18 protein-coding genes and 1 tRNA gene are annotated in these 23,348 nt (G+C 59.9%); 6 read left to right on the forward strand and 13 right to left on the reverse strand.

The window, feature by feature from the left end:
* Positions 1–131 precede the first annotated feature (131 nt).
* The 4 genes from NZ453_RS11200 to NZ453_RS11215 all read right to left on the reverse strand — a co-directional run bounded on the left by NZ453_RS11200 (position 132) and on the right by NZ453_RS11215 (position 4,159).
* The gene (locus tag NZ453_RS11200; RefSeq protein ID WP_263770662.1) at positions 132–1,244 is read right to left on the reverse strand and encodes a sulfate/molybdate ABC transporter ATP-binding protein; all 1,113 of its coding nucleotides are present in this window, start codon (positions 1,242–1,244) and stop codon (positions 132–134) included.
* Positions 1,241–2,137 carry a sulfate ABC transporter permease subunit CysW gene (cysW, locus tag NZ453_RS11205; RefSeq protein WP_263770663.1) on the reverse strand — a complete coding sequence of 299 codons (897 nt, stop codon included), beginning with the start codon at positions 2,135–2,137 and terminating at the stop codon, positions 1,241–1,243. The genes NZ453_RS11200 and cysW overlap by 4 nt, the downstream gene beginning before the upstream one ends.
* Positions 2,134–2,973 carry a sulfate ABC transporter permease subunit CysT gene (gene cysT / locus NZ453_RS11210; RefSeq protein WP_263770664.1) on the reverse strand — a complete coding sequence of 280 codons (840 nt, stop codon included), beginning with the start codon at positions 2,971–2,973 and terminating at the stop codon, positions 2,134–2,136. Before cysT ends, cysW begins: the two co-directional genes overlap by 4 nt.
* Positions 2,974–3,154: 181 nt before the next feature.
* Positions 3,155–4,159: a sulfate ABC transporter substrate-binding protein gene (locus tag NZ453_RS11215; RefSeq protein WP_263770665.1), complete on the reverse strand. Its 1,005-nt coding sequence runs from the start codon at positions 4,157–4,159 to the stop codon at positions 3,155–3,157.
* A gap of 342 nt (positions 4,160–4,501) precedes the next feature.
* On the opposite strand from NZ453_RS11215, the gene mnmL reads away from it, so the two are divergent.
* Both mnmL and NZ453_RS11225 read left to right on the forward strand, forming a co-directional pair.
* Entirely contained in the window at positions 4,502–5,512 is a 1,011-nt protein-coding gene (mnmL, locus tag NZ453_RS11220; protein WP_263770666.1) for a tRNA modification radical SAM protein MnmL/YtqA, read from the forward strand.
* Between the two features lie 74 nt (positions 5,513–5,586).
* Positions 5,587–6,564, forward strand: coding sequence for an FHA domain-containing protein (locus NZ453_RS11225; protein ID WP_263770667.1), 978 nt, complete (start codon positions 5,587–5,589; stop codon positions 6,562–6,564).
* 151 nt (positions 6,565–6,715) lie between these two features.
* Here the strand turns inward: NZ453_RS11225 and NZ453_RS11230 are convergent, their stop codons facing one another.
* The 6 genes from NZ453_RS11230 to NZ453_RS11255 form a co-directional block, all read right to left on the reverse strand.
* The gene (locus NZ453_RS11230) at positions 6,716–8,230 is read right to left on the reverse strand and encodes a UxaA family hydrolase (RefSeq protein WP_263770668.1); all 1,515 of its coding nucleotides are present in this window, start codon (positions 8,228–8,230) and stop codon (positions 6,716–6,718) included.
* Positions 8,231–8,342: 112 nt separating this feature from the next.
* Positions 8,343–9,839: a tagaturonate reductase gene (locus NZ453_RS11235; RefSeq protein WP_263770669.1), complete on the reverse strand. Its 1,497-nt coding sequence runs from the start codon at positions 9,837–9,839 to the stop codon at positions 8,343–8,345.
* A gap of 278 nt (positions 9,840–10,117) precedes the next feature.
* Complete coding sequence (locus NZ453_RS11240) at positions 10,118–11,131, reverse strand: zinc-binding alcohol dehydrogenase family protein (RefSeq protein WP_263770671.1); 1,014 nt, start codon at positions 11,129–11,131, stop codon at positions 10,118–10,120.
* Between the two features lie 16 nt (positions 11,132–11,147).
* A complete protein-coding gene (locus NZ453_RS11245) occupies positions 11,148–12,431 on the reverse strand; it encodes a TRAP transporter large permease (RefSeq protein ID WP_263770672.1) in 1,284 nt (427 codons plus the stop codon).
* Positions 12,428–12,946, reverse strand: coding sequence for a TRAP transporter small permease (locus NZ453_RS11250; RefSeq protein WP_263770673.1), 519 nt, complete (start codon positions 12,944–12,946; stop codon positions 12,428–12,430). Before NZ453_RS11250 ends, NZ453_RS11245 begins: the two co-directional genes overlap by 4 nt.
* 112 nt (positions 12,947–13,058) lie before the next feature.
* Complete coding sequence (locus tag NZ453_RS11255) at positions 13,059–14,057, reverse strand: C4-dicarboxylate TRAP transporter substrate-binding protein (RefSeq protein ID WP_263770674.1); 999 nt, start codon at positions 14,055–14,057, stop codon at positions 13,059–13,061.
* Between the two features lie 256 nt (positions 14,058–14,313).
* On the opposite strand from NZ453_RS11255, the gene NZ453_RS11260 reads away from it, so the two are divergent.
* Positions 14,314–16,146, forward strand: coding sequence for a sigma 54-interacting transcriptional regulator (locus tag NZ453_RS11260; RefSeq protein WP_263770675.1), 1,833 nt, complete (start codon positions 14,314–14,316; stop codon positions 16,144–16,146).
* A 156-nt stretch (positions 16,147–16,302) separates the two neighbouring features.
* On the opposite strand, the gene NZ453_RS21945 is transcribed toward NZ453_RS11260, so the two are convergent.
* A complete protein-coding gene (locus NZ453_RS21945; RefSeq protein WP_275983152.1) occupies positions 16,303–18,276 on the reverse strand; it encodes a methyl-accepting chemotaxis protein in 1,974 nt (657 codons plus the stop codon).
* Positions 18,277–18,661: 385 nt separating this feature from the next.
* Between NZ453_RS21945 and NZ453_RS11275 the strand changes: the two genes are divergently transcribed.
* The gene (locus NZ453_RS11275; RefSeq protein ID WP_263770676.1) at positions 18,662–20,890 is read left to right on the forward strand and encodes an EAL domain-containing protein; all 2,229 of its coding nucleotides are present in this window, start codon (positions 18,662–18,664) and stop codon (positions 20,888–20,890) included.
* Between the two features lie 25 nt (positions 20,891–20,915).
* Entirely contained in the window at positions 20,916–21,686 is a 771-nt protein-coding gene (locus NZ453_RS11280) for an SIR2 family NAD-dependent protein deacylase (RefSeq protein WP_263770677.1), read from the forward strand.
* 22 nt (positions 21,687–21,708) lie between these two features.
* Here NZ453_RS11280 and argC read toward each other — a convergent pair whose 3' ends face one another.
* Together argC and NZ453_RS11290 are read right to left on the reverse strand one after the other, a co-directional pair.
* A complete protein-coding gene (gene argC / locus NZ453_RS11285; RefSeq protein ID WP_263770678.1) occupies positions 21,709–22,647 on the reverse strand; it encodes an N-acetyl-gamma-glutamyl-phosphate reductase in 939 nt (312 codons plus the stop codon).
* A 171-nt stretch (positions 22,648–22,818) separates the two neighbouring features.
* Positions 22,819–22,895: transfer RNA gene (locus NZ453_RS11290), tRNA-Met, on the reverse strand.
* 89 nt (positions 22,896–22,984) lie between these two features.
* Here NZ453_RS11290 and NZ453_RS11295 point away from each other — a divergent pair.
* Positions 22,985–23,335, forward strand: a complete 351-nt coding sequence (locus NZ453_RS11295) for a hypothetical protein (RefSeq protein WP_263770679.1) — start codon at positions 22,985–22,987, stop codon at positions 23,333–23,335.
* Positions 23,336–23,348 lie beyond the last annotated feature (13 nt).

Genomic DNA, 23,348 nt, shown 5'->3' on the forward strand with positions numbered 1-23,348 from the left:
GAAAGTCGATTTTCGCGATATTTCGACGCTATTCGACGACGGTTGGACACTACGGCCCTGCGCTCGTTTCCCGACAAACGAAAAAAGGACCGCCGCAGCGCCCGCGGTAGCAGGCATAGAGGGAATGGCGACTAGATGCCCGAGCCGCCTTCTTCGAGTTGACTCGCCGCAACGTTGAACACCTTGACCTGGCGTGGTTTCAGCCAAACGGCCAAGCCACGGACGAGATTCAGTCCCGCGGCGCGCTCGCGGGTGATTTCGACTTCAATGAGTTCCGACGCATGGGCGAGTTCGACGCGCACGATGGGGCCGATGGCATGCACATCCTGCACCGTTGCCTCGATGCTTCCCGCCACTGGGCTGCGCTCGATATCGATGTCGTGGGGACGGACAAAGGCCAACGCCTCGCCTTTTTTCTCGGCCTGCCCGGACGGCGTAGCGTCTGGTGTATCGGAAGCCTTTTCTTCGTTTTCACCCCCGCCGACATCCGCCCATTGCCCGTGCACGCGGCTGTGGAAAACGTTCACGTTGCCAAGAAACTGATAGACGAAGGGCGATGCCGGATTGGAGTAAACCTCGTCCGGCGTACCGATCTGTTCGATCCGCCCGTGATTCATGACGACGACCCGGTCCGCGACTTCGAGTGCTTCTTCCTGATCGTGCGTCACGAACACACTGGAAATGTGCACCTCGTCGTGCAGTCGCCGTAGCCAACGGCGGAGCTCCTTGCGCACCTTCGTATCGAGGGCGCCGAACGGTTCGTCGAGGAGCAGAACTTTTGGCTCGACGGCCAAGGCGCGCGCCAGCGCGATGCGTTGCCGCTGGCCACCCGAGAGTTGCGAGGGATAGCGATCGGCAAGCCAGTCGAGTTGCACAAGCTTCAGGAGATCGATCACACGCCGGCGGATCTCGTTTTCGGCCGGTCGTTCCCCGCGCGGTTTGACACGCAGCCCGAAGGCGACGTTCTCGAATACCGACATGTGCCGAAACAGCGCGTAATGCTGAAAGACGAAACCCACGTTGCGTTCGCGCGCATGCAGGTGCGTAGCCTCCTCGCCCGCGAACTTCACGTGGCCGCCATCGGGGGTTTCCATGCCCGCGATGATGCGCAGCAGCGTTGTCTTGCCGCAGCCCGATGGCCCGAGAAGGGCGACGAGTTCGCCGGTCGGAATGCTGAGGTTGATGTTGTCGAGCGCGACAAAATTGCCGAAGCGCTTGCCGACGCCGCAAATCTCTATGCTCATGGTTGTGTTCCGCTAGGCTGGCCGACGTTTTCGGGGGCGAGGGGTGTATCGAGCATTACCGTCTCGCGTCTCATCTGCCATTCGACCACCGTCTTCGCAACGAGCGTGACGAGAGCCAGCAGTGCGAGGACGGACGCGGAGGCAAAAGCGCCGACGGCGTTGTACTCGTTGTAAAGAATCTCCACGTGCAGGGGCAGCGTGTTCGTTTCGCCGCGGATATGGCCCGAGACGACCGACACGGCGCCGAACTCGCCCATCGCCCGCGCATTGGCAAGAATCACGCCGTAGAGCAGGCCCCACTTGATGTTCGGCAATGTCACGCGGAAGAACATCTGCCAAGCACTGGCGCCAAGCGAAATGGCGGCCTCTTCCTCGTCCTTGCCTTGTGCCTGCATCAGCGGGATCAATTCGCGCGCGACGAAAGGAAAGGTGATGAACAGCGTGACGATGATCATGCCGGGCAACGCGAAGACGATCTTTACGTCATGCGCCGCCAGCCACGGGCCAAACAGACCTTGGGCACCGAAGATGAGCAGGAAGACGAGGCCAACGACGACCGGCGAAACGGCAAACGGCAGATCGATCAGCGTGATCAACAGGCTCTTGCCGCGAAAGTCGAACTTGGCGATCGCCCAAGCCGCCGCGACGCCGACGGCGATATTGAACGGCAGTACGAAGACGGCGATGAAAACCGTGAGCCCGATCGCCGAAAGCGTCTCAGGATGGCGCAACGCCTCGACGTAGGCACTCATACCGCCCTGGAACGCTTCGACGAAAACGGCTACCAAGGGCAACGCCAGGAAGAAGAAAAGGAAACCCAAGCCGACGACCATCAGCACAGCGCGCAGCCAACGCGGCTCGGCCGTTGCGAGGCGGGTGGTTTGTCCGCTCATAGGCTTACCTTTTCCCGCCCGTGATGCCGGTTGGCCGACCACCACTGCAGCGCGTTGACCGCAAGCAGCATGACAAACGAAATCACGAGCATGACGAGCGCCAGTGCCGTCGCGCCGATGACGTCGTACTGTTCGAGCTTCGAGATGATGAGCAGCGGCGTGATCTCGGAGATCAGCGGCATGTTGCCGGCGATGAAGATGACCGAGCCGTACTCGCCGATCGCCCGCGAGAACGCCAGCGTGAACCCAGTGAGCAGCGCAGGAAAAACGCCGGGCAGCAATACACGAAGGAAGGTCTGCAAGCGCGAGGCCCCAAGCGATGCCGCCGCTTCTTCGATTTCCGGCTCAATATCTTCGATCACCGGCTGCAATGTGCGCACGACGAACGGCAAGCCAATGAAAGTCAGCGCAACGACGATACCGAGCGGCGTGAAGGCCACCTTGAGGCCGAGCGGCTCAAGGAAACGCCCGAGCCAGCCATTGCCGGCATATAACGTCGCGAGGGTGATGCCGGCCACCGCCGTCGGCAGAGCGAACGGCAGATCGACGAGCGAATCGACGAGCCGTTTTCCCGGGAACGGATAGCGCACCAGTACCCAGGCGACGATCAACCCGAACACGGCATTGATCCCCGCCGCCAACAGCGAGGCGCCAAACGTGACGCGGTACGAAGCGAGTGCGCGTTCGCTGGTCGCCACATTCCACAGCTCGCCGGCACTTAGCGAACTTGCTTTGAAGGCGAGCCCGGAGAGCGGCAGCAACACAAGCAGCGACAAATAGACGAGCGTGATCCCGAGCGCGAGGCCGAAGCCGGGGAGGACGTGTTTGTTTTTCATCGTTATTGTTGGGCCAAATTTTCGGGCGCCGCGTTCCCCTTGCGGCCGCAGGTCCTGGTTGTTGGTCAATGTACTGACTTGCCGGAGCGGGGTTGCTAACAGCCCCGGCCCCGGATTGGTCGTCCCCGTATCGGTCGCCGATTCGCTCCGTTGGTACGCCGATGGCGGCAACTAATCGGGGTTACTTACTTTGATACACCTGGTCGAACGTGCCGCCGTCCTTGAAGTGCGCCGGGAAGGCCTTCGCCCAGCCACCGAACACCTCATCCACGGTAAAGGTCTTGATCGCCGGAAACTCCGCGGCATGCTTCTTCAAGACCTCCGGATCGCGCGGACGCAGGTAATTCTGCGCGGCATTCTCCTGCCCGTCCTTCGACCATAAGTAGTCCAGGTATTCTTGCGCCAGCTTGCGGGTGCCTTTCTTGTCGACCACTTTGTCCACGATGGCTACCGGGAACTCCGTCAGGATCGACAGTGACGGATACACGACGTCGAAGCTGCCCTTGCCGAATTCCTTGGCGATCAACTCCGCCTCGCTCTCGAAGGACACCAGCACGTCGCCGATGCCGCGTTGCATGAACGTCGTCGTCGCATCCCGTCCGCCGGCGGCGAAAAGCGGCGCGTTCTTGAGCAGCTTGCCGACGAACTCCTGCGCCGACTTATTGCTTCCTCCCGGCTGCTTGAGTGCGTAGCCCCATGCGGCGAGGTAGCTGTAGCGGCCGTTGCCGGTATTCTTGGGATGCGGCAGGATGACTTGCACGCCCGGTTTCACCAGATCGGACCAATCTTGCAAGGCCTTGGGATTCCCCTTGCGCACGATGAATACCATCGTCGAGGTATAAGGGGAGGCGTTGTTGGGAAAGCGCTTGGCATAGTCCTTCGCCACCAACCCTTTCTCGGCAAGGAAATCGACGTCCGACGCCTGGTTCATCGTCACCACGTCGGCCTCCAGACCGTCGGCAACCGCGCGCACCTGCTTGCTCGAACCCGCGTGCGACTGCTTCAGTTCGACCGTCTCGCCGGTCTTGGCTTTCCAGTATTTCTGGAACAGCGGGTTGTAGTCTTTGTAGAAGTCGCGCGCCACGTCATAGGAAACGTTGAGCAAGGATGTTTGCGCAACGGCTGGAGCCGCGCCGACCAGAACGATCGCGGCGACGATAGCAATGCGGGATACCCAGCGGGGCATGTTTTCACTCCTGTTTTTGCGAACGATTTGGACTATAAAGGCGCGATATAGAACCGCAAAGTCTGTTTATTTATTTATTTATTACATATCGTTATTTACTCACGTGCTTGCAAATCAGCGCAGCAAACGACGTGCTAGCGTGGTCATTGGAAAGCGGCCGATGCGAGGAACGTTCCACCACCACGCTGTTCAAACGCTGCCCCGAGCGGAGGGGAAAGACAGGGTTAATCTGCCACGCCATGGAGACGGTAAACTGAACGGCCCTGCCTGCCGCCAACCGTGGACGCCCCATAACTCTCGCCACCGCTCTCGTAGATTGCACGCGCAAAAGAACCGCCGAACATGACCGATCTTGCCGAAAGCCTCGCCCCCTTCAGTGGATTGCGTTACCACTCGTATAACGAATGGGCCAAGCTCGCGCACGGCGGCCGCCTGCAAAAGGTGTCCATCGACGCCGGCTTCACCTGCCCTAACCGCGATGGCTCGCGTGGCGTCGGCGGGTGCACGTTCTGTAACAATGAGGGATTTACACCAAGCTATCTGCGGCAACACCGCGACATAACCCAGCAGATCGACATCGGTGTCGAGTTCATGCGGCGGCGTTACCCGAGGACCAAGGCATTCCTGGCTTACTTTCAGAGTTATTCAAATACCTACGACGATCTCGAGGTTCTGAAGGAGCGCTACGCCGTCGCCCTTGCTCATCCCGCCATTGGGGGACTGGTGGTTGGCACGCGGCCGGACTGTCTGCCGGACGCCACCCTCGACTATCTCGCGGAACTGGCCCAAACCATGCCGGTGGAACTCGAGATCGGTATCGAGTCATGCAGCGACGCGGTACTACGCGAATGCCTGCGCGGCCACGATTTTGCCTGTACCCAGGAGGCGATCAATCGCGCGGCACAACGCGGCCTGTTCATCACTGGCCACCTGCTGCTCGGGCTACCGCTGGAAACACAGGAAAGCCTGATCGAGGGTGCCAAGGCGCTCGCTCGCTTGCCTCTCGATGCTTTGAAGTTTCATCAGCTTCAGATCGTACGCGGCACTCGGCTCGCCAACCAGTATCGCGCGGCGCCGGAAAGCATCCCTTTGCTCGACCCGGACAGATATTTGAACGCCGTGGTCGATGTCCTGGAATACCTGCCGCCGCAGATCAAGATTCAGCGCCTCGGCAGCGAGGTTCCGCCGGCGGTGCTCGTTTCTCCCGATTGGGGAATGCGGCAGCATGCCTTTCCCGCAAAGCTCGAAGAGCGCTTGAAGGTGCGGGATACATGGCAGAGTCGCCTTTTTGACGACGACGCAAATCAAGATGCTGCCAACCCCGCGCGGGAGGCTCGACGCGCCACGGGATAACGGGTATCGTCATATCGCGGCGCACGCATTGAGCATGAAAACTGCGACCTCAGGCTTCAAGCGGAGCGGCGCGAATGGATGGATCGCGAGTCAGCCATTCCGTACGTTCAAAACTCTGCCAACACTGCCAGAATATCGAAGACCAGAAGAATATCCGCAACGCCATGAGCAGCCCACGCAGCCGGTATATTGTTCACGCTGAAGTACACCGCACGGAAAGCGACTCGACGCCCGTAGACGAGGCGAAAGCGGGTTATCCGCTGGAGCGGCGTCTGAACCGTCTGGAACGGGTTACGGCGGCCTTCCGCGGCCGCATTGAACTGCGCTTCGGAAATGGCGTCTTGAGCACGTTCGACACAGCCGATGCCGCATTCCTCGGCGCTTGCGAGATGCAGCATCGCTGTGCGGTCCTACCCCAAGTCTCGGGTTACAAGTTGGCGTTACGCGTTGGCGTCCATCGCGGACTCATTCGCCAACGTTCGCGCGATACCCTCGACAACGGCCGTGAGATCGCGTCCTTTCTGGCGATACTCGACGATGGGATCGCCATTTCGGATCTCACGCTCGCGGAGGTGAATACCGACTTGCGCAAGATCGCGCGGCCCATGCCCGAAGCCTCCGTGCTCGTCGGTGTGGCGGCTCACGCGGTTGACTGGCGCGCCGAGGTCGGGACGGTCGCCTATGGCGGCGAGTCGTTCTGGCCGAGCCATATGGAGCCTCCACCGGCGAGTCCGTACTTGGTGTTGCACCATGGTCTTAGGACTCTGGAGCTCAGCGAGGAAAACCCGACGTTGACGATCGGCCGGGACCCGAAGAGCGACCTGATCGTTAACGACAGTCACGTGTCCCGCAACCACTGCCGTATCGAGCGTCACCCCGACCGGATCGTACTCACCGATTCGAGTACGAACGGCACCTGCGTCAAGCCGGACAACGGCGAGTCCTTCCTCGTCAAGAACAACTCGGTCGTCCTCAAAAGCAAGGGAATCCTGCTCTTCGGGCGCCCCTTCACCGGCGAACGCCGTGGCGGTGCCCGCTTCGAGACGCAGTAGCATTCTCTACCCGCGGACACCAGGCAGAGATCGGAACTGACGGCGAGCGTCGAAAAGAAGCCCCGACCAAGGACCGGCCTGAATTGACGCCGCCGCATCGACGGACGCCGGCGGTTACCGCACGGCGTCCCGACAACCAGCGGCTAAAGGCTTACATCACCGCGCCCACCTGCCATGGCAGAAACTCGTCGTTGCCATAACCGAGTTCCTCACTGCGCACCTTTTCGCCGGAAGCATGGCGGATGATCGCATCGAAAATACGCTGACTGATGACGGACATCGGCGTTCCAGTAATCAGATCGCCACAATTCACGTCCATGTCGTCGCCCATGCGTTCGTACAGAGCATTGTTCGACGCCAGTTTGATCGTCGGTACGCCAGCACAGCCAAACGCGGAACCGCGCCCAGTGGTGAAGCAGATAATTTGCGCACCGCCGGCCGCCTGCCCCGTCGCCGACACCGGATCGTATCCCGGCGTGTCCATGAACACGAAGCCTTTCGCACCGACCTGTTCGGCAAACAGGTAGACGCCGTTCAACTGGCTGGTGCCGCTCTTGGCGACAGCGCCGAGCGATTTTTCCAGGATCGTCGTCAAGCCACCCGCCTTGTTGCCAACCGACGGGTTGTTGTCCATCTCCGCCCCCGTCCGGCTCGTGTAATCCTTCCACCACGCGATCCGGTCGATCAGCTTCTGCGCAATCTCCGGCGTCGCGGCACGGCGCGTCAGCAGATGCTCGGCGCCGTAGATTTCGGGCGTCTCCGAGAGGATCGTCGTCCCCCCTTGAGCAATAAGCATGTCCGAGGCTCCGCCGAGCGCCGGGTTGGCGGTGATGCCGGAATAACCATCCGAGCCGCCGCAATTGAGGCCGACGATCAGGCTGCTTACCGGCGCCTCTTCACGGCGATAGGCATTCGCCTTGTCCAGCATGCCTTCGACGATGGCAATGCCCTTGCGGATCGCCGCCGTCGTGCCGCCTTCTTCCTGCATGACCAGGCGTTGCAGCATGCCTTCCTCGTGCTGGCCGACCATCTCGATCAGCGGCGCGATCTGGTTCTGTTCGCAGCCGAGACCGACGAAAAGCACGCCGGCGAAATTCGGGTGCTTGGCATAACCAACGAGCGTGCGGCGCAAGATCTGCATCCCCTCGCCGGCCACGTTGATACCGCATCCGAGCGGGTGCGGGAGTGCGATAACACCGTCGACGTTCGGATAAGCCGCCAGCCGCTCACGTGTGAAATGCCCGGCAATCGAGCGTGTCACCGTTGCCGAACAATTCACCGACGAGATGACCGCGATGTAGTTGCGCGTTCCCACCTTACCGTTCGGACGACGATACCCCTTGAATGTCGCGGGCTTGTCGACAAGTTTCGTCGGGTGCGCGTCCTGGCCAATGCCGTAGTCGCGCTCGAACTCACCCATGCCGAGGTTGTGTGCATGCACGTGCTGGCCTGCCGCGATATCCGACTTGGCGAAGCCGATTACCTGGTTGTAGCGGCGAACGCGATCGCCCGCCTTGATGTCATGTGCGGCCATCTTGTGGCCGGACGGGATCAGATCGCGCACCGTGACGCGCTCGTTATCGATCGTCGTCCCGGGAATCAGTTGCTGGGCGGCGATCAACACATCGTCGTTGGCATGCAGGCGGATCACCGTGGGTTGGGTCATGTTGGACTCCATCAAGAATCGATTCGTAAGCGGAGAAACACCGGGCACGACGACAAACGGTGGTTATGAATCCACCTTGGCGTCACGCCCGTCTTGGCGAAAAGGCCGATGATTACAGCTCACCCATAGCCGCTTTGACCCCGACGGCCTTGATACGTGCCAACGCGGAGGCCGTCTGCTCGGCCAGTCCTGGAACCTTCGTCAAATCCTCGCCCCACAGGCGCGTATCGGCAAGCAGCATCGTCGCGACCTTGGTCACGTCGGTTGTGCCGGACCACGCGGCATTCATGATCGTCAGAATGTCGGCGTTGTCCTTGATCGGATAGGCGCCCTTCTCCCGGGTTCCCTCGTAATCCCCATTAGCGGCCAGCTTGCCATGGTAGAAGTTGAGCAGAGCCGCCAGCGAGAACGATAGACCGGCCGGGGCCGTACCGTGCTTCGCGGCGAAATCCTTGACCGTCGGCAGTACGCGCACTTGCCACTTCGACACCGAGTTGAGCGCGATCGAAATCAGCTCGTGGCGGATGTGCGGGTTGGCGAAGCGCTCCATGATCGTCTCGGCATACGCTTTGCGCTCGGCGTCAGGCAGCGGGACGAAGGGGACGATCTCGTCGAACATGACTTTGTTCAGATACTTCGAAACGGTCGGGTCCTCGGTCATCTCGCGCACCGTATCCAGCCCGGCGCAATACGAGGCGAGCGAACTCGCCGTGTGCGCGCCGTTGAGGATGCGCACTTTGCGCGTGCGGTAGGGCTGCAGATCGTCCGTCCATACAACGTCCAGACCGGCTTTATGCAACGGCAGTTCTTCGGCAATCTTCGCCGGGCCTTCGATCACCCAGAGCAGGAACGGCTCGGCGGCGACCGTCAGCGGGTCCTTGTAGCCGAACTCGTCGTAAAGCGCTTCCGCCTCGGCGGCCGGGAAGCCAGGGACGATGCGGTCGACCAGCGTGTTGCAGAAAACGTTGTGGTTCTTCACCCAGGCGATGAAATCGGCCGGCAGTTTCCACGCGTCGGCGAACTTCAGCACGTATTGCTTCAGCTTGGAGCCATTCGCTTCGATCAGTTCGCACGGCAGGAAAACGAGCCCCGATTCCGGCGAGCCGTTAAACGCTTTGAAGCGGGCCAACAAGAGCGCCGTCACCTTGGCCGGGAAATTCGCCGGGCACTTGCCCTCGACGAGGCTTTCCTCGACGTACGCGATGCCGGCCTCCGTCGTGTTGGAAACGACAAAGCGTAACGCCGGATCGCGCATCGTCGCCAGCATCGTGTCCCATTCGGCATATGGATTGACCGTATTCTTGACGCAACTCACCAGCCGCTTCGACTGCACCTGCTGGCCATTCTGCACGCCACGCAGCAGCACCGTGAACAATTGGTCCTGCGCCTTCATCAACCCGGCGACGCCACGTTCAAGCGGCTGCACCATGGTTACTTCGCCGTTCATGAGTCCGGCGCCATTGGCTACGTCCACCATCCAGTCGACGAACGCGCGCAGGAAATTGCCGTCACCGATCTGCAGGATGCGCGTCGGCTTCAGCGACGACGGCGCCGCCGATTCGACGGCGAGTTGGCCTTCGGCAAGGCAGGCTCTATTCAGAGTTTTCATTGAGACCTCTCCAAGGTTCTTGCTTGTAACAGAAAGGAAAAGGGCGCCAGTCGATCCGATCGGAGACCGCAACCCGAAAACCGACGCAGAAAGTGCGATGGCATCAGGCCGCGAATATCCTATTTGTCCGACCCCCTGTCCAATGCCTATTCAACATGCACATATGCAAGGCCCGCATGGCGGGAAATGATGCGCATGAAGCGTCGCCTCCCTCCCGCGAGCAGTCAGGAAGCGGGGTCACCCAAGGGCGACGCCCGGCACCTGCACTACGACGCTGCTCACAGAACGCACGTCACTTTCAGATACCGCTCCGGATGCGCCGCGATATCAGCCACCGTTGCCGGCGTCTCGTCGAGCGACACCGTCTTGGTCAGAAGCGCGGCCACGTTGACCTTGCCCTCGGCGATCAGCTGCAGGCTCTCCGGGAACTGCCCGACGCTGTTGCGCGAACCGCGGACGGTGAGTTCTTTCTTGGTGAACAGTGCGGTCGGCAGCGGGATGTCGGCTTTCGGCCACCCCACCAACGATATGTGTCCAGCATAAGACACATAGTCGATCGCGCCACGAATCGCGCGCGCATCGCCCGACGCTTCGATCACCACTTCGGCCATGCGTCCCTGCGTGATGCTGTGAATCTCGGCGACGGCATCGCTCGACGTTGGGTTGATCGTATGCGCAACGCCAAGCGAACGCGCGAGTGCGAGACGCTCGTCGACCGGATCGACCACGATCGGTATTGCCCCGAAGGTCAGCGCATATTGCGCCGCCAGGAGGCCGATCTGCCCGGCGCCGGTAACCACCACATGCTGCCCCGCTTTTGTCTCCGATTGCTTGATCGCATGCATGGCTATGACAAGCGGCTCGGCCATGGGTACGAGATTCCACGGAATACCAGCTGGCACTTTATGTACCAGGTGGCGGGGATGCGAGATGAACTCCGCCATACCACCTTCGATATGCACGCCACGCACCGTCAGGTTTTCGCAGCAATTGGTATGGCCAATCGAGCACGGATAGCATTTGCCGCAATAGACGTATGGCTCGATGATGACGCGATCGCCCGGCATGAACTCCACCTCATCATCCGGCACTTCGACCACCTCGCCGGCTATTTCATGGCCGATGATCCGCGGATAGGACACGAGCGGATTGACGCCCTTGTACGCACCGATGTCAGACCCGCAGATCCCCGCGCTGCGAACCTTGATCAGTATCTGGTCTTTCTCGCGCTTCTGTTCCGGAATTTCCACCAGCGATATGTCGCCGGGCTGTTTCAAACAAACGGATTTCATGCTTTCTCCAGTTCAATCACATGGGTACCCAATTGGCGAGAACGAGCGAAAGGGGTGGGTAATACGTGGTGACCGCCAGCGTCACGCCGAGCGCAACATAGAACGGAACGATCTCTTTCATGTATTCGTCAATCTTGACGCCTGTTAAATTGCAGGTGAGGAACATCGTCGTGCCGAACGGCGGCGTAATGGCGCCGATCGAGAGATTGAAGATCATCATGATCCCGAAATGCACGGGGTCGATCCCCAGCGCCTGAACCGTCGGCATGAGCAGCGGAGTCAAAACAATGATGGCGGCATTCCCGTCGAGGAACATGCCCACGACGATCAGCAACACGTTGACGATCAGAAGGAAGACGGTCGGGCTCGTGGATATTCCCATCAGCAACTCCGTCGCTTCCGCCGCCACACCTTCCCAGGTCAGTATCCAGGCGAAGCCGGCTGATGCCATGAGGATCAGCATGATGGAGCCGTTGGCACGCGCCGATTCGGCGAGCGCGGTCTTCACGTCCTTCCACGTTGTCTCCTTATAGGCGAAGCCGACAGCCAGCGCGTAGATGCAGGTGACGGCCCCGGCTTCGGTCGGCGTGAAAATGCCGTAGCGTATGCCGCCGAGGATCAGGACCATCAGCATCAAGCCCCAGAACGCTTCAAGCGAAGCCTTACCCATTTCTTTGAGGCTCGCCATTTTCGGCCGAGTCGCCTTGTAACCGCGCTTGCGCGCGACGTAGTCGACCGCCACCATCAGCAGCAAGGTGCACAGGATTCCAGGCCCCATGCCGCCCATGAACAGCTTGCCAATCGAGGTGTCGGAAACGAACCCGTAGATGATGAGGCCGATGCCCGGCGGCAGAATCGGACCAAGCAAGGCCGAAGCGGAGGTCAGGGCCGCCGCGAACGGACGGCTGTAGCCGTTCTTGCTCATTTCGGGCACGAGCACTTTGCAGATCATCGCAGCATCGGCCAGCCCCGCGCCCGACGGCCCGCCAATCAATGCACCCAGCACGACATTGGTCTGCGCAAGGCCACCGCGCATATGCCCCGACAGGGCATCAGCGAGAACGAGGAGCCGATTCGTGATCCCGGTGTAATTGAGGACCGAACCGAGCATCATGAAGAACGGTATGGCAAGCAACGGCAGATTATCCGCGCCACCGATCATTCGTTGCACCACCATCACGGCCGACATATCCTGGGCGATGAAGAAGTAAGCAAAAGTCGCGGCGCAGATGGCAAAGGCCACCGGAACGTTGATGGCAAACAATGCCAACATAACCAGGAAGGCAATCAGAACACTCATTGCGCGGACTCCTCAGCATCATCATCTAGATTGGTTGTATTTTTCTTGCCGCGCAGGCTGTTCCAGAACATCCGGCCGTAGTACAGAAGCATCAACGAGCAGGAAACGGGAATCGACGCATCGACATAGCTGTACGGGATCCCGAGGATCGGCGTGAGCTTGGTTTGTCCTTTGATGGTCAGTACGACGCCGAACCAGATGAGAAGGCAAAGCGTAATGAGAACGACCAGGTCGCCGATAATACTGATCGAACGTTGCAAGTTGCGCGGAAAGCGGCGAACCAGCACGTCGATCGAGCAATGCCCTTCGACGTGGATGACGGCCGAGGCGCCGAGCATCGTCAGCCATACAAAAGTAAAGACCGTCACTTCTTCGACCCAGCCCCATGGCTTGCCGACGACATAACGCATGAACACGTTGGCACAGGCGAGCAGAATGATGAACGCCATGGCCAGCATGCCGAAGAAGTTGTCGACCCTTCGGACAAAATCGTAAAACGCGTGAAAGACCTTCATAGGATCCACCTGTATCGGGCACAGCCGCCCTTGACCTCGCGGACGAGACCACCCCTGACTGCCAAGAAAAGAAAACCGACGGGCGCCAGACCCGGCGCCCGCGCGTCCGTAGTTACTTAGATCCGATGATCGAGTAAACCTTGTTCATGACCTCCGGCGGGAATTCCTTGTTGAAGCGATTCGGGAAATCCTTCATTGCGGCCTTGAACGCGGCGCGGTCCACTTCGACAACTTTCACGCCGGCGGCTTCCATCTTCTTCACGGCGTCCTTGTCGGCGATCTCGTTCTCCTTGTCGAGGAACTTGCCGGCTTCTTCGCCCGTCTCTTTGAGCATCTGGACGATCTCGGGCGGGAGCTTCTTGATGAAGCTGGTGCCGGCGATCCAGGAGGACAGATTGACCTGGTGGCGGGTCATCAACAGGTACTTGGCGCCTTCGAACATCTTGCCGCCATAAAGCACCGGAATCGGGTTTTCGGCACCGTTGATCACGCCCTGCATCAGCGCGGGATAGGCTTCAGCCAGCGGCATCGGCGTCGCCGTAGCGCCCATGGCGTTCATCATTTCGTTGGAGAGACGGATGTTCGGCACGCGGATCTTCAGACCCTTCAGGTCTTCCGGCTTGGTCGCTGGTTTGGTGGCGAGCATGTTGCGCACACCGTAGATCCACTTGCTATGCACAATGTAAAGGCCCTTGGCCTCGAGCTGCTTGGAAAGGTCCTTGAACAGATCGCTGTCGACCAGTTTGAAGAGCTGTTCCTTGTTGTCGTAGATGTAGGGCAGATAGGTCACGCCAAAAGCCGGCACGTAATCCATCAGGAAGCCGCCATCAGAGATCGTGATCACGTTCGATCCGATCGTCAGTTGCTCGGTGACGTCCTTCTGCGAGCCGAGCATTGAGCTCGGGAAATACTGGAATTCGACTTGCCCCTTGCTACGTTCCTTCATCAGCCGGCCCCACTCGCGCACCGCCTTGTCGTTGGGCTCACCGACGTTGTTGCCGTAGGCAATCTTGATCTTGATTGTCTCCGCGGCAACGGCGCCACCCGCGGCTACGCACATGGCTGCGCCCACCGCTGCAACCATCAGCTTCTTACTGATCTTTGAGAACATAAGTCATCCCTCTCTTAGTGTTTTGACCCCACGGCACAATGCCGGAGGCACGTCGAAGCCGCACCGATAAACGGGAAGCCTCCTGGACCAATGAGAGCAAAGCCCGTGCCATTTCTATCTCATTGTTTTTATTACCCTCGCCTCTCGCGACATTTCATATCTGAAACATGTGTAATTTCAATTGTGAAATCCTTGTTACACTCGCAACATCTCGTTACTCGCCGTCACCATGCGCCCTATCCTCCTCTTGAGCCCCATGCGCAGCATTGCGGACATAGCCCCCCAGATTGCGCGCGACATGGGGATCAACATCCACGTCGTCGTATCGGACGACGCCAACGCGGTCGAACAGGTTCTTCGCTATCCCGAGGTGGAAGTTGTCGTTACGCGGGGCGGACTGGCCCAACGCGTACGCGCAATACCGGGGATCAGCGTCGTCGAAATCTCGATGTCGCTCAACGAATTGCTCGGCATCCTGAGCGAATTAACGAGTCAAGGTCACAAGCGAATCGGTATCGTCAGCCGGGGCAACCTATTCAGTGGAGCGGCCGGCACCTTCCGCATCATGGACGCCGAGGTCAGTATCCGGCCCCGCGATGATGAAGAAGCAATCGCAGCCACTGTCAGGGAACAGGTCAGCGAGGGGTTCGAAGCGATCATCGGTTGTCGGGTTGCCTATAAGACAGCATGCGAATTAGGCATCAAGGCCGTATTCCTTGAAAGCGGCCCTGTGTCGATCAAGGCCGCGCTTCAGGAAGCCGTGCGCCTGCTCGAAGCCAAAGAGCGCGAAAAGCTGCAGGCGGCGCAACTAACCGCCATCATCGACAACATCGATGAAGCCGTCATAGCCGTTACGCCGGAAAATGAAGTGAGCTTCTTCAACCGCCATGCAAAACGGCTTTGTTCGACAGGACCGGCTTCTCCGCCAGACTTTGCGCATGCGTTGGCTGTCTTTGACTCGGGAGAAAAGGAGCAGATTGCGACGATTAACGGCAACAACGTGTTCGCACGCAGCATCCCGCTCGAATTCGACCATACAGCACGAGGCAAAGTGGTTACGTTGCACGAAGTCGCGCGAATTCAAGCGTCGGAGACGAAAATCCGGTCCTCTTTCTACCAGAAGGGGTTGTACGCGCGTTACCACTTCAAGGATGTGATCGGCGAATCCGAAATCATGAGGCAGGTACTCACCCGCGCGAAGACGTTCGCCGGGCATGACTCGAATCTGCTGATTTACGGTGAAACCGGGACGGGTAAAGAAGTCTTCGCGCAGAGCATTCACAACCAGAGCAAGCGCCGCAAGGGCCCGTTCGTTTCGGTCAACATCGCATCCATTCCTCCGACGCTTCTGGAAAGCGAGCTTTTCGGCTATGTCGACGGCGCCTTCACCGGCGCGCGTAAGGGTGGCAAGCCCGGGTTGTTCGAGTTGGCCCACGAGGGCACGCTTTTCCTCGATGAAATCGGTGAAATGGCCCCGGAGATCCAGAGCCGTTTGCTGCGCGTGCTTCAGGAACGGGAAATCATGCGTATCGGTGACGACAAAATCATCCCGGTCGACGTGCGCATCATTTCCGCGACCAATCGCGACCTCTTCAAACAAACGCTTTCTGGCGGCTTCCGTCAGGACCTCTATTACCGCATCCACGTCGTCGGGCTGCGCATCCCGCCGCTAAGGGCTCGTAGCGAGGACGTTCCCCGAATCTTCGAACACTACCTGCAACGTTTCGCCGGGCAGGCTGGACACAACCCAGGACTCACGTCCGCCGCCAGGGACTTCCTAAAGACGTACTCATGGCCAGGCAATATCCGCCAATTGAGAAACGTCGCCGAGGTCGTTGCCTATAGCGAAACCGAGCTAGTAGATACCTCGCACATCGTGGAAGCTCTTGGCGAACAGGAGCACGCATCGACGACTTCCGGACTCCTCACCATCCCCGACAGCGGCTCGCTAAAGCAAATGGAGTCGGAGATCATCCGTAATATGCTTGCGCGGCACAGCGCCGACGAGGTCTGCACGCGCCTCGGCATCAGCCGCGTCACCTTATGGCGCAAGATGAAAAACCTTCCGATCGACATGACGCGTCACTAGCCATGCGATAACGGGACGTGGCCGCCATGGGCTGCACCGCAGCTGACAGCACCCGCATGTTCTGGTTGTCACGCATGACGGTCGGCCCTCTTCAGTCTACTGCGAGAAGGCGTTACGCCCCCCGCTCCAGGCGGCACCGAAAGTCGGCCTCCGTCGCTACAGCTTCCGCGCCATCTCCTGCAATTGGTTCAGGCGGCCCACCAGGTCGTTGAGCACGACAATGCCTTGCGTCAACTGGTCGGTGTTCTTCAGATTCCCCGACAAGTGCTCGTGTTCGCGCGCCGCATCGGAGGCCATCACCTGTACCTGTTTCGCCGCTTCTTCGCTGGCGGCGATTAGCCGGTTCATCGATTCGAGCGTCGTATCGGCCGTCTGGCGAATCGAAGAAATCGTCGTCACCGCCTGCTGGATGCTCGAGCCCGTCCGTTCCGCCTGATCTTTGGCCGCTTGTGCCAGCTTGCGCACTTCGTCCGCCACGACCGCGAAGCCGCGCCCCGCTTCGCCCGCCCGAGCGGCTTCGATCGCGGCATTGAGCGCCAACAGGTTGGTCTGGTCTGCAATCTGCCCGATGCCGCCCGTGATCCCGCTGATGTCCTTGGAGAGCCGTTCCAGGTCGTCGAGCCCGCTGCCCAGGTTGATCTGGGACGATTGCGATTGCTTCGCCGTCCCGCCGACGTTGCCGATCAAATCCAATGCCTTGAGCATGCTCCCCGATTGTTGTTTGAACCCTTCGGCCAGCGCCGGCAGCACGTCGATGACCGGCTGGATCGTGCGCTCGTAATCGACCACGCGGTCGACCATCCCACGTTGCATCTCGCTCAGCGTCTCCCAACGACGTAGCGAGCGTTGCGAGTAATGCGAGGCGAACGACGAGTAATGCACGGGAAAGGCGTCCATGAAGGCGTCCGCGTAACCCGGGCCTTCGGAAAAGAACACGAGGGCCGACAACGTCTGGTTGATGGGGATGCCGAGCACTTCACCGAACGACGAATAACCCGCCGCCGGCATACCCCTGAAGAACTCCGCTTTCCCGAGCGCACCGCCGTTGCCCAGACGCCGAAGAATGCAGTCATTGAGCAAGATCGCGATCGGCGCGCCGTGAGAGGCGGCGAACGTTCGCCATTCGTTTTGCGTCGTTTCAATGAAGTCGGTCTGCCGCAGCAGGTGCAGCCGATCGCCGAACTCGATATCACAGAAGAAAGCCGTGTGGTCTTCTTCGATCGCCGCTACTGAACGGATGAACATTTCTTTGCCGACCTGCACCCCGAAGGTGTGCCCCTGCAATCGCCCCGCAACTTCGCCCGCGGAGCAGCCGAAATGTTGCGCCAGCGCATCGATGAAACGAATCGTCGTTCCGTCCTTGGCGAAAACGGTACGCACGTGGCGCAGGACGGGGTCGGCATCGGCAACCAGCCAGTTTGCCTGTACCGGCTGGAAATTCTGAGTCTTGAACGGTGAAAAACGCACACCGGGCCGTACCTTGCAGAAAATCAGTACGGCGTGGCCGCTCAGCGTTTGCCCGCGAGCGTGGATGTAGGTTCCAGAAAAGTCCGTTTTGCCCCCTGCACTACCACCGATCGCGAGACAAGGAAAACGCCCTGACTCGTAATAGGCGCGCATCAGGAAGCCTTCGGACGCGCTCAAACCATCGATGAACACAAGGCAGAACGTATCCTGCGCGTTGATCTTCATCGTTGGCCGAACGCGCTCAAGTTCGGCGGCGACGGCGCGCACCCGTTCGGCGACAGTCTTGCCTTCCTTGGGCTTCAGATCGACGGCAAAAACTTCCGTACTTGCAATCAACTCGCCGCCAAGCTGGAGATAACTGCCTTCGCGGTCCTTTGCGTCGGCGCCGCAGTACGTCGACCCACCCTCTGCGCGACTGCATAGCGCGCCGGACGATGAAACGGCTACAAAGGAAGGCGACGAGGCCCCTTTCCCGGCCACGGCCATGGCAAGGCGATCGGCCGTCGCTGTGAAGTTGGCGTACGGCGGCACGAACGCTACGAACAGCCCGCCATCGAGGACATCTACGGCCGCCGGTGCTTCTGCATCGAAACGTCCGGAAACCGCCGTCCGGGCACTCTTCTGCTCGGTCGCCTGGCCTTTTCTGGAAAGAAACGAGAACATGACGAGCCTCCCCATGAGACAAGAAGAATAGCTATATGGGCCATTCTAGACACGGATCGTCAGGGTGGAAGTTGTTTCGTTTGGGGGCTGGTACCGCTGTCACGATACGTGACAGTTTGCGCCGCACAAGCGTCCCTGCTGCTTTCACGGCAACACCCCTTCCCACGAAAAGCGTAACGATCGCCGAAAATCGGGCCTCGATTTGATTCCACGAGCCATTACCGTCGGCATTGGGCCCCAGGGCAAAAGCCGACGGAGTCGGCAACACGCAGCCCCAAGTAGTTTCCAGCAGAGAGCTGTTGTATTACGTGTCCACACGACGATAATGCGGGCATAATGCGTGCACTGTTCGATTAAGCGGCATTGCCGCCCGAAAGCTCCACCGATGAGCAAGGCGTATCCGGGTTATGCCAAATTGATCGCGCAGCTCGAGGAGTCTCAGCATCTTTCAGCGGTTCGGCGCGGGTTCCTGCTCTTGCTTCCGCTCGTCATGATTGGGGCGGTATCGCTTGTGCTCGGAAACCTCGCGCTGCCCGAGAGCCTGATAAGGGGTCCGCTGCACGCGTGGCAGGGCGTGTTCCTGCATGCAGGTGACGCGGTATTCGGCCTCGTTTCGCTCTGTCTGACGATGACCGTCAGCCATTCGCTTGCCGCTCAGCGACAGACCGATTGCTGCCACGACGTGCAGCCGATGATGCCGGCAATCGTTGCCTTGCTCTGTTTCCTGGTACTCGTCGCGCCGTTCGACGGCAATTCGGAAGGCAGTCTCTTCGGACCACACTTCGTCTTTCCTTCGTTGCTGGTCGCCATCGGCGCCACTGAAATATTCCTTCGGCTCGCGGCCGGCCGACGTTCCCGTTGGGGATGGATCGCACACGATGCCGACCCGATTTTTCCCGGCATCCTGCATTCGTTCTTCCCGGCATTTTTCACGATCGGCGTTTTTCTTATCGCGCGGCTGATTCTAGGGCTGGCCGACAAACCCCTGATGACGCTCTTCGAAAATATGTTGTTAGCGCTGTTCGATCCCCTGCAGTCCGGACTCGCGCGCGCGCTGCTTTTCAACTTTATCAGTCAGTTGCTTTGGTTCGTCGGCATCCACGGCAATAATGTTCTGGCGCCAATCGAACAGCACTACTTCCAGACGGCCGAAATGGCCAACGCAGCCGTTCTCGCGACAGGAGGGCAGCCGGTCGAGGTTTTCACCAAGTCGTTTCTCGATATCTATGTCTTTATGGGAGGATCGGGTACGTCGCTCGCATTGCTGGTCGCCATCTTCATTCATTGGCGGGGAAGCAACCAGAATCGGCTCGCCCGTGTCGGCCTCGCTCCTGCCCTGTTCAACGTCAGCGAATTGGCCGTCTTCGGCCTTCCCGTAATTTTCAACCCGGCGTTCCTGCTGCCTTTCATCGTGACGCCGCTTGCCCTGACCATCATCAGCTATTTCGCTTGTGCGTCGGGCTGGATCCCTGTGGTACGCGAATCTCTGAACTGGACGACGCCGTTCGGAATCGGCGGTTACCTTGCTGCGCAGTCGTGGCATGGCGCGATCTTGCAGTTCTTCAACCTGTTTGTCGGCGTGCTCATTTATTCGCCTTTCGTGCGGGCCGCGCAAAAACACACGTTCAAGGAACGGCGGCGCGATTTTCAGCGCTTGCTCGACGCTCTGGAGGAATCCTGCCTCAATCAGCATTCGGGCATCCTCGAACGCCGCGATCCCGTCGGATCGCAGGCGCGGCGATTAGCGAACGATTTGCGGTACGCCGTTTCGCGCGGTGAAATACAGCTCATGTATCAACCGCAGGTTGACCAACGAGGAAGCGTCGTCGGGCTGGAAGCGCTGCTACGCTGGGAATACGGCGCCTTCGGCCGCATTCCTCCGAATATCGTCATCGCGCTCGCCGAGGAAGCCAACCTGATCTGCCGGCTCGGCGACTGGGTCATCGACGAAGCATGTGGGCAGCTGCGGCAATGGCGCTCCGAGGGCGTCGCGCGCGGCGTCGTCATGTCGATCAACATATCGCCGACCCAGCTCAATGAACCCGGGTTCGCCGATCGCGTCCTTCTGATCCTCTCGCGCCACGCATTGCCGGCCGGGGCGATCGAACTCGAGATCACCGAGAGCCGCACCATCGCCCACAACGAGACGACCGCTCAGACACTTGAGCAGTTGGCGCGAAGCGGAATTCGACTGGCAATCGACGACTTCGGGATGGGCTACAGTTCGCTGCTCTACATGCGCCGGTTCGTCATCCACGGCATCAAGCTCGACGGCTCTCTAACACGCGAGGTCCAGAGCAACCCGAGCTGCCAGGAAATCATCCGCACCATCGCCCATCTCTGTCGCAAAAAAAACATCCGGATCATCGCCGAGTTCGTCGAAAACGAAGAGCAGCGTACGTTGCTCGAAGCGCTCGGTTGTTCCGAGTTTCAGGGGTTCCTCTTCAGCAAACCGCTGCCGCCGGCCGAATGCGCCGATTTCGTTCGATCCCGCCGTTCGCAGGCGGTGAGCAAGGCCAGGCAAGGCACCAACGCAGCGAACCAGCGAAGACTCGGCGGTTATCGCGGCGATGGGCTGCGAATCTCAGCCGACCCGATCAGTAGCCGCGCGTAGATTGCGCATTACGGAAACTCTCACCATGCTCCTCGATCAACCAGCCAACGTTTCCTTAGAAGATCTGGAGAAAATCGTCCGTCCGCTGCGCGCAGCGGAGCGAGTCGCGATCATGTCCGGCGCCGGGCTTTCGGCGGAGAGCGGCATCCCGACCTTTCGCGACACCGGAAACGGCTTATGGGCGGACGTCGATCCGATGGCCGTGGCCAGCATCGACGGGTTCTACCGCGACCCGGCAAAGGTATGGGCCTGGCACAACGACCTTCGTTCCCGGCTCGCCGGAGCGACACCCAATGCCGGTCACCGATGCATCGCGGAACTCGAAGCGCTGCTTGCGCCCGCCGAGGTTCTCGTCATCACACAGAATATCGACGGCTTCCACCAAGAAGCGGGCAGCCATTCGGTGCTCGAACTGCACGGCACGGTGAAGCGTATCCGTTGCCATCGGCAGTGCGGTTTCGCGGCGCCATGGGAAGATGTCATTCCGGAACGCTGCCCCTCTTGCGGCGCGCTCGTACGCCCGGACATCGTCTGGTTCGGTGAGGCGCTGGATAGCGAGACCCTGGAACGTGCGGCGGACGCAGCCCTTGCCGCCGACGTTTTCTTCGTCATCGGCACGTCCGGCGTCGTGCAACCGGCGGCGGGCCTCGCCGTGCTGGCCAAGGATGCCGGCGCGCTGGTCGTTGAAGTCAATCCCGGCGAGACGAACCTGACGGAATTCGCCGACTACTCAGCGCGGACGTCAGCGTCGGAGTTCCTCGTCGCCTTGTGCCGCGCCCTGCGTTCCGCTTGCTGATCGTAAGGAACTCGCCTTCCGTTCAGACGAGGCCGAGGCTTTCGTCGACGCCCAGATGGACGTTCATCGATTGCACGGCCGCACCCGAAGCCCCTTTGCCGAGGTTGTCGAGACGCGCGACGACGAGCATGCGTTCGGCGGTGCCGAACACGAACAGGTCGACGCGGTTGGTGTCGTTGTTCGCTTCGACATTGAAAAAACCGCCCTCCGTGTTGGCTTCGAGGTCAGTCGGCGCGACGCGGATGAAAGCTTCCCCCGCGTAATAGTCGGCAAGAATCTTCTGCACGTCGGCCGGTGTCGCGGTGCGCGCGAACTGCTTCGGATGCAGGAAGGCCGTAACGGCGAGGCCTTTGTAGAACGGACCGACAATCGGCTGGAAGATCGGGGCGACGGAAAGCCCGGCGTACGTCTGCATCTCCGGCAAGTGTTTGTGCGTGAGGCCAAGGGCATACGGACGCGGCGCGTCGATGCGTTGCGGGCTCCGGTAGTGCTCGATCATCTTCTTGCCGCCGCCGGAAAAACCGGTAATCGAATTGGCGGCGACTTGCGTGTCCGCCGGCAGCAGACCGGAAGCGACAAGCGGGCGGAGCGCGAGAATGAAAGCCGTCGCGTGGCACCCCGGATTCGCGATGCGCTTGCTGGCCCGAATTTTCGCCCGCTGATCCTTCGCCAGTTCTGGCAGCCCGAAGGTCCAGGACGGATTGACGCGATGCGCGGTCGACGCGTCGATGACGCAGGTGTTCGGGTTATCGACGAGCCTCACCGACTCCTTGGCCGCCTCGTCCGGCAAGCACAGGAACGTCACGTCGGAAGCATTGATCAACCGCCGGCGTTCGCCCAAATCCTTGCGCTTGTCGGCGTCGATCTTCAACACCTCGATATCGACCCGCTTCGCGAGGTATTCGTTGATCTGAAGGCCCGTCGTGCCTTCCTGCCCATCCACAAAAACTTTGTACGCCATGGCAAACCCGCATTGGAAAGTTGTCTATTGAACGATTCTCTCATACCCAGGCGTTCCGGGAAGCCGAAGGGCTGAGGAGGAGGCGAAACCTCGCCGAATCTGTCGGAAAAAGGCCGCATTCCAGGCCAGAAATGAAAAACCCGCCGACGAATCAGCGGGTTTTCGTGTTCTTGGTGGTGATGGGCAGAATTGAACTGCCGACCTATGGGTTATGAATCCATCGCTCTAACCAACTGAGCTACATCACCAGTAGGGCGCGGAATTATAGGGTTGGGTCAGGGGGTGGGTCAAGCACCCCCTTGCCCACAAGGCAGGAAAGCTTGTCTATAATGGCGCCATGCCGATACCAGCCTCTCTCGTTGCTTCGATCGTCAGCGCGATCATCGAAACCGCCACCCAAGGAGCGGGCACGACGGCTGCTCAGTACGATACGTATATTGCGACACGGCAACTGCCGCCGGAAGCCAAGACGGGCACGATGAATCCGCCCAAAGGCGACGGCTCAATCGTGATCGACAACAAATCGTGGCGCCTGGCACCCGGTGTGCAGTTTCGGAGCCAGCAGAACCTGATCGTCATGCCGATGACGATTCAGGAGACCAAGAAGGTCGTTTATCTCACCGACATGTCTGGAGCCGTTTTCCGCGTCTGGATGCTCAATCCCACCGAAGTTTCGGCGCTTCAATAAAACTGATCTAGCT

The sequence above is a fragment of the Propionivibrio soli genome, from assembly GCF_025770765.1.
GTDB lineage: Bacteria > Pseudomonadota > Gammaproteobacteria > Burkholderiales > Rhodocyclaceae > Propionivibrio > Propionivibrio soli.

What these genes read in the sequence shown, in the direction of transcription:
- NZ453_RS21945 (WP_275983152.1), bottom strand. Translation starts at nt 18,276, where the DNA reads ATGTTCTCGTTTCTTTCCAGAAAAGGCCAGGCGACCGAGCAGAAGAGT.
- NZ453_RS11295 (WP_263770679.1), top strand. Translation starts at nt 22,985, where the DNA reads ATGCCGATACCAGCCTCTCTCGTTGCTTCGATCGTCAGCGCGATCATC.
- mnmL (WP_263770666.1), top strand. Translation starts at nt 4,502, where the DNA reads ATGACCGATCTTGCCGAAAGCCTCGCCCCCTTCAGTGGATTGCGTTAC.
- argC (WP_263770678.1), bottom strand. Translation starts at nt 22,647, where the DNA reads ATGGCGTACAAAGTTTTTGTGGATGGGCAGGAAGGCACGACGGGCCTT.
- NZ453_RS11230 (WP_263770668.1), bottom strand. Translation starts at nt 8,230, where the DNA reads ATGACCCAACCCACGGTGATCCGCCTGCATGCCAACGACGATGTGTTG.
- NZ453_RS11200 (WP_263770662.1), bottom strand. Translation starts at nt 1,244, where the DNA reads ATGAGCATAGAGATTTGCGGCGTCGGCAAGCGCTTCGGCAATTTTGTC.
- cysT (WP_263770664.1), bottom strand. Translation starts at nt 2,973, where the DNA reads ATGAAAAACAAACACGTCCTCCCCGGCTTCGGCCTCGCGCTCGGGATC.
- NZ453_RS11275 (WP_263770676.1), top strand. Translation starts at nt 18,662, where the DNA reads ATGAGCAAGGCGTATCCGGGTTATGCCAAATTGATCGCGCAGCTCGAG.
- NZ453_RS11245 (WP_263770672.1), bottom strand. Translation starts at nt 12,431, where the DNA reads ATGAGTGTTCTGATTGCCTTCCTGGTTATGTTGGCATTGTTTGCCATC.
- NZ453_RS11250 (WP_263770673.1), bottom strand. Translation starts at nt 12,946, where the DNA reads ATGAAGGTCTTTCACGCGTTTTACGATTTTGTCCGAAGGGTCGACAAC.
- cysW (WP_263770663.1), bottom strand. Translation starts at nt 2,137, where the DNA reads ATGAGCGGACAAACCACCCGCCTCGCAACGGCCGAGCCGCGTTGGCTG.
- NZ453_RS11260 (WP_263770675.1), top strand. Translation starts at nt 14,314, where the DNA reads ATGCGCAGCATTGCGGACATAGCCCCCCAGATTGCGCGCGACATGGGG.
- NZ453_RS11280 (WP_263770677.1), top strand. Translation starts at nt 20,916, where the DNA reads ATGCTCCTCGATCAACCAGCCAACGTTTCCTTAGAAGATCTGGAGAAA.
- NZ453_RS11225 (WP_263770667.1), top strand. Translation starts at nt 5,587, where the DNA reads ATGGATGGATCGCGAGTCAGCCATTCCGTACGTTCAAAACTCTGCCAA.
- NZ453_RS11215 (WP_263770665.1), bottom strand. Translation starts at nt 4,159, where the DNA reads ATGCCCCGCTGGGTATCCCGCATTGCTATCGTCGCCGCGATCGTTCTG.
- NZ453_RS11235 (WP_263770669.1), bottom strand. Translation starts at nt 9,839, where the DNA reads ATGAAAACTCTGAATAGAGCCTGCCTTGCCGAAGGCCAACTCGCCGTC.
- NZ453_RS11255 (WP_263770674.1), bottom strand. Translation starts at nt 14,057, where the DNA reads ATGTTCTCAAAGATCAGTAAGAAGCTGATGGTTGCAGCGGTGGGCGCA.
- NZ453_RS11240 (WP_263770671.1), bottom strand. Translation starts at nt 11,131, where the DNA reads ATGAAATCCGTTTGTTTGAAACAGCCCGGCGACATATCGCTGGTGGAA.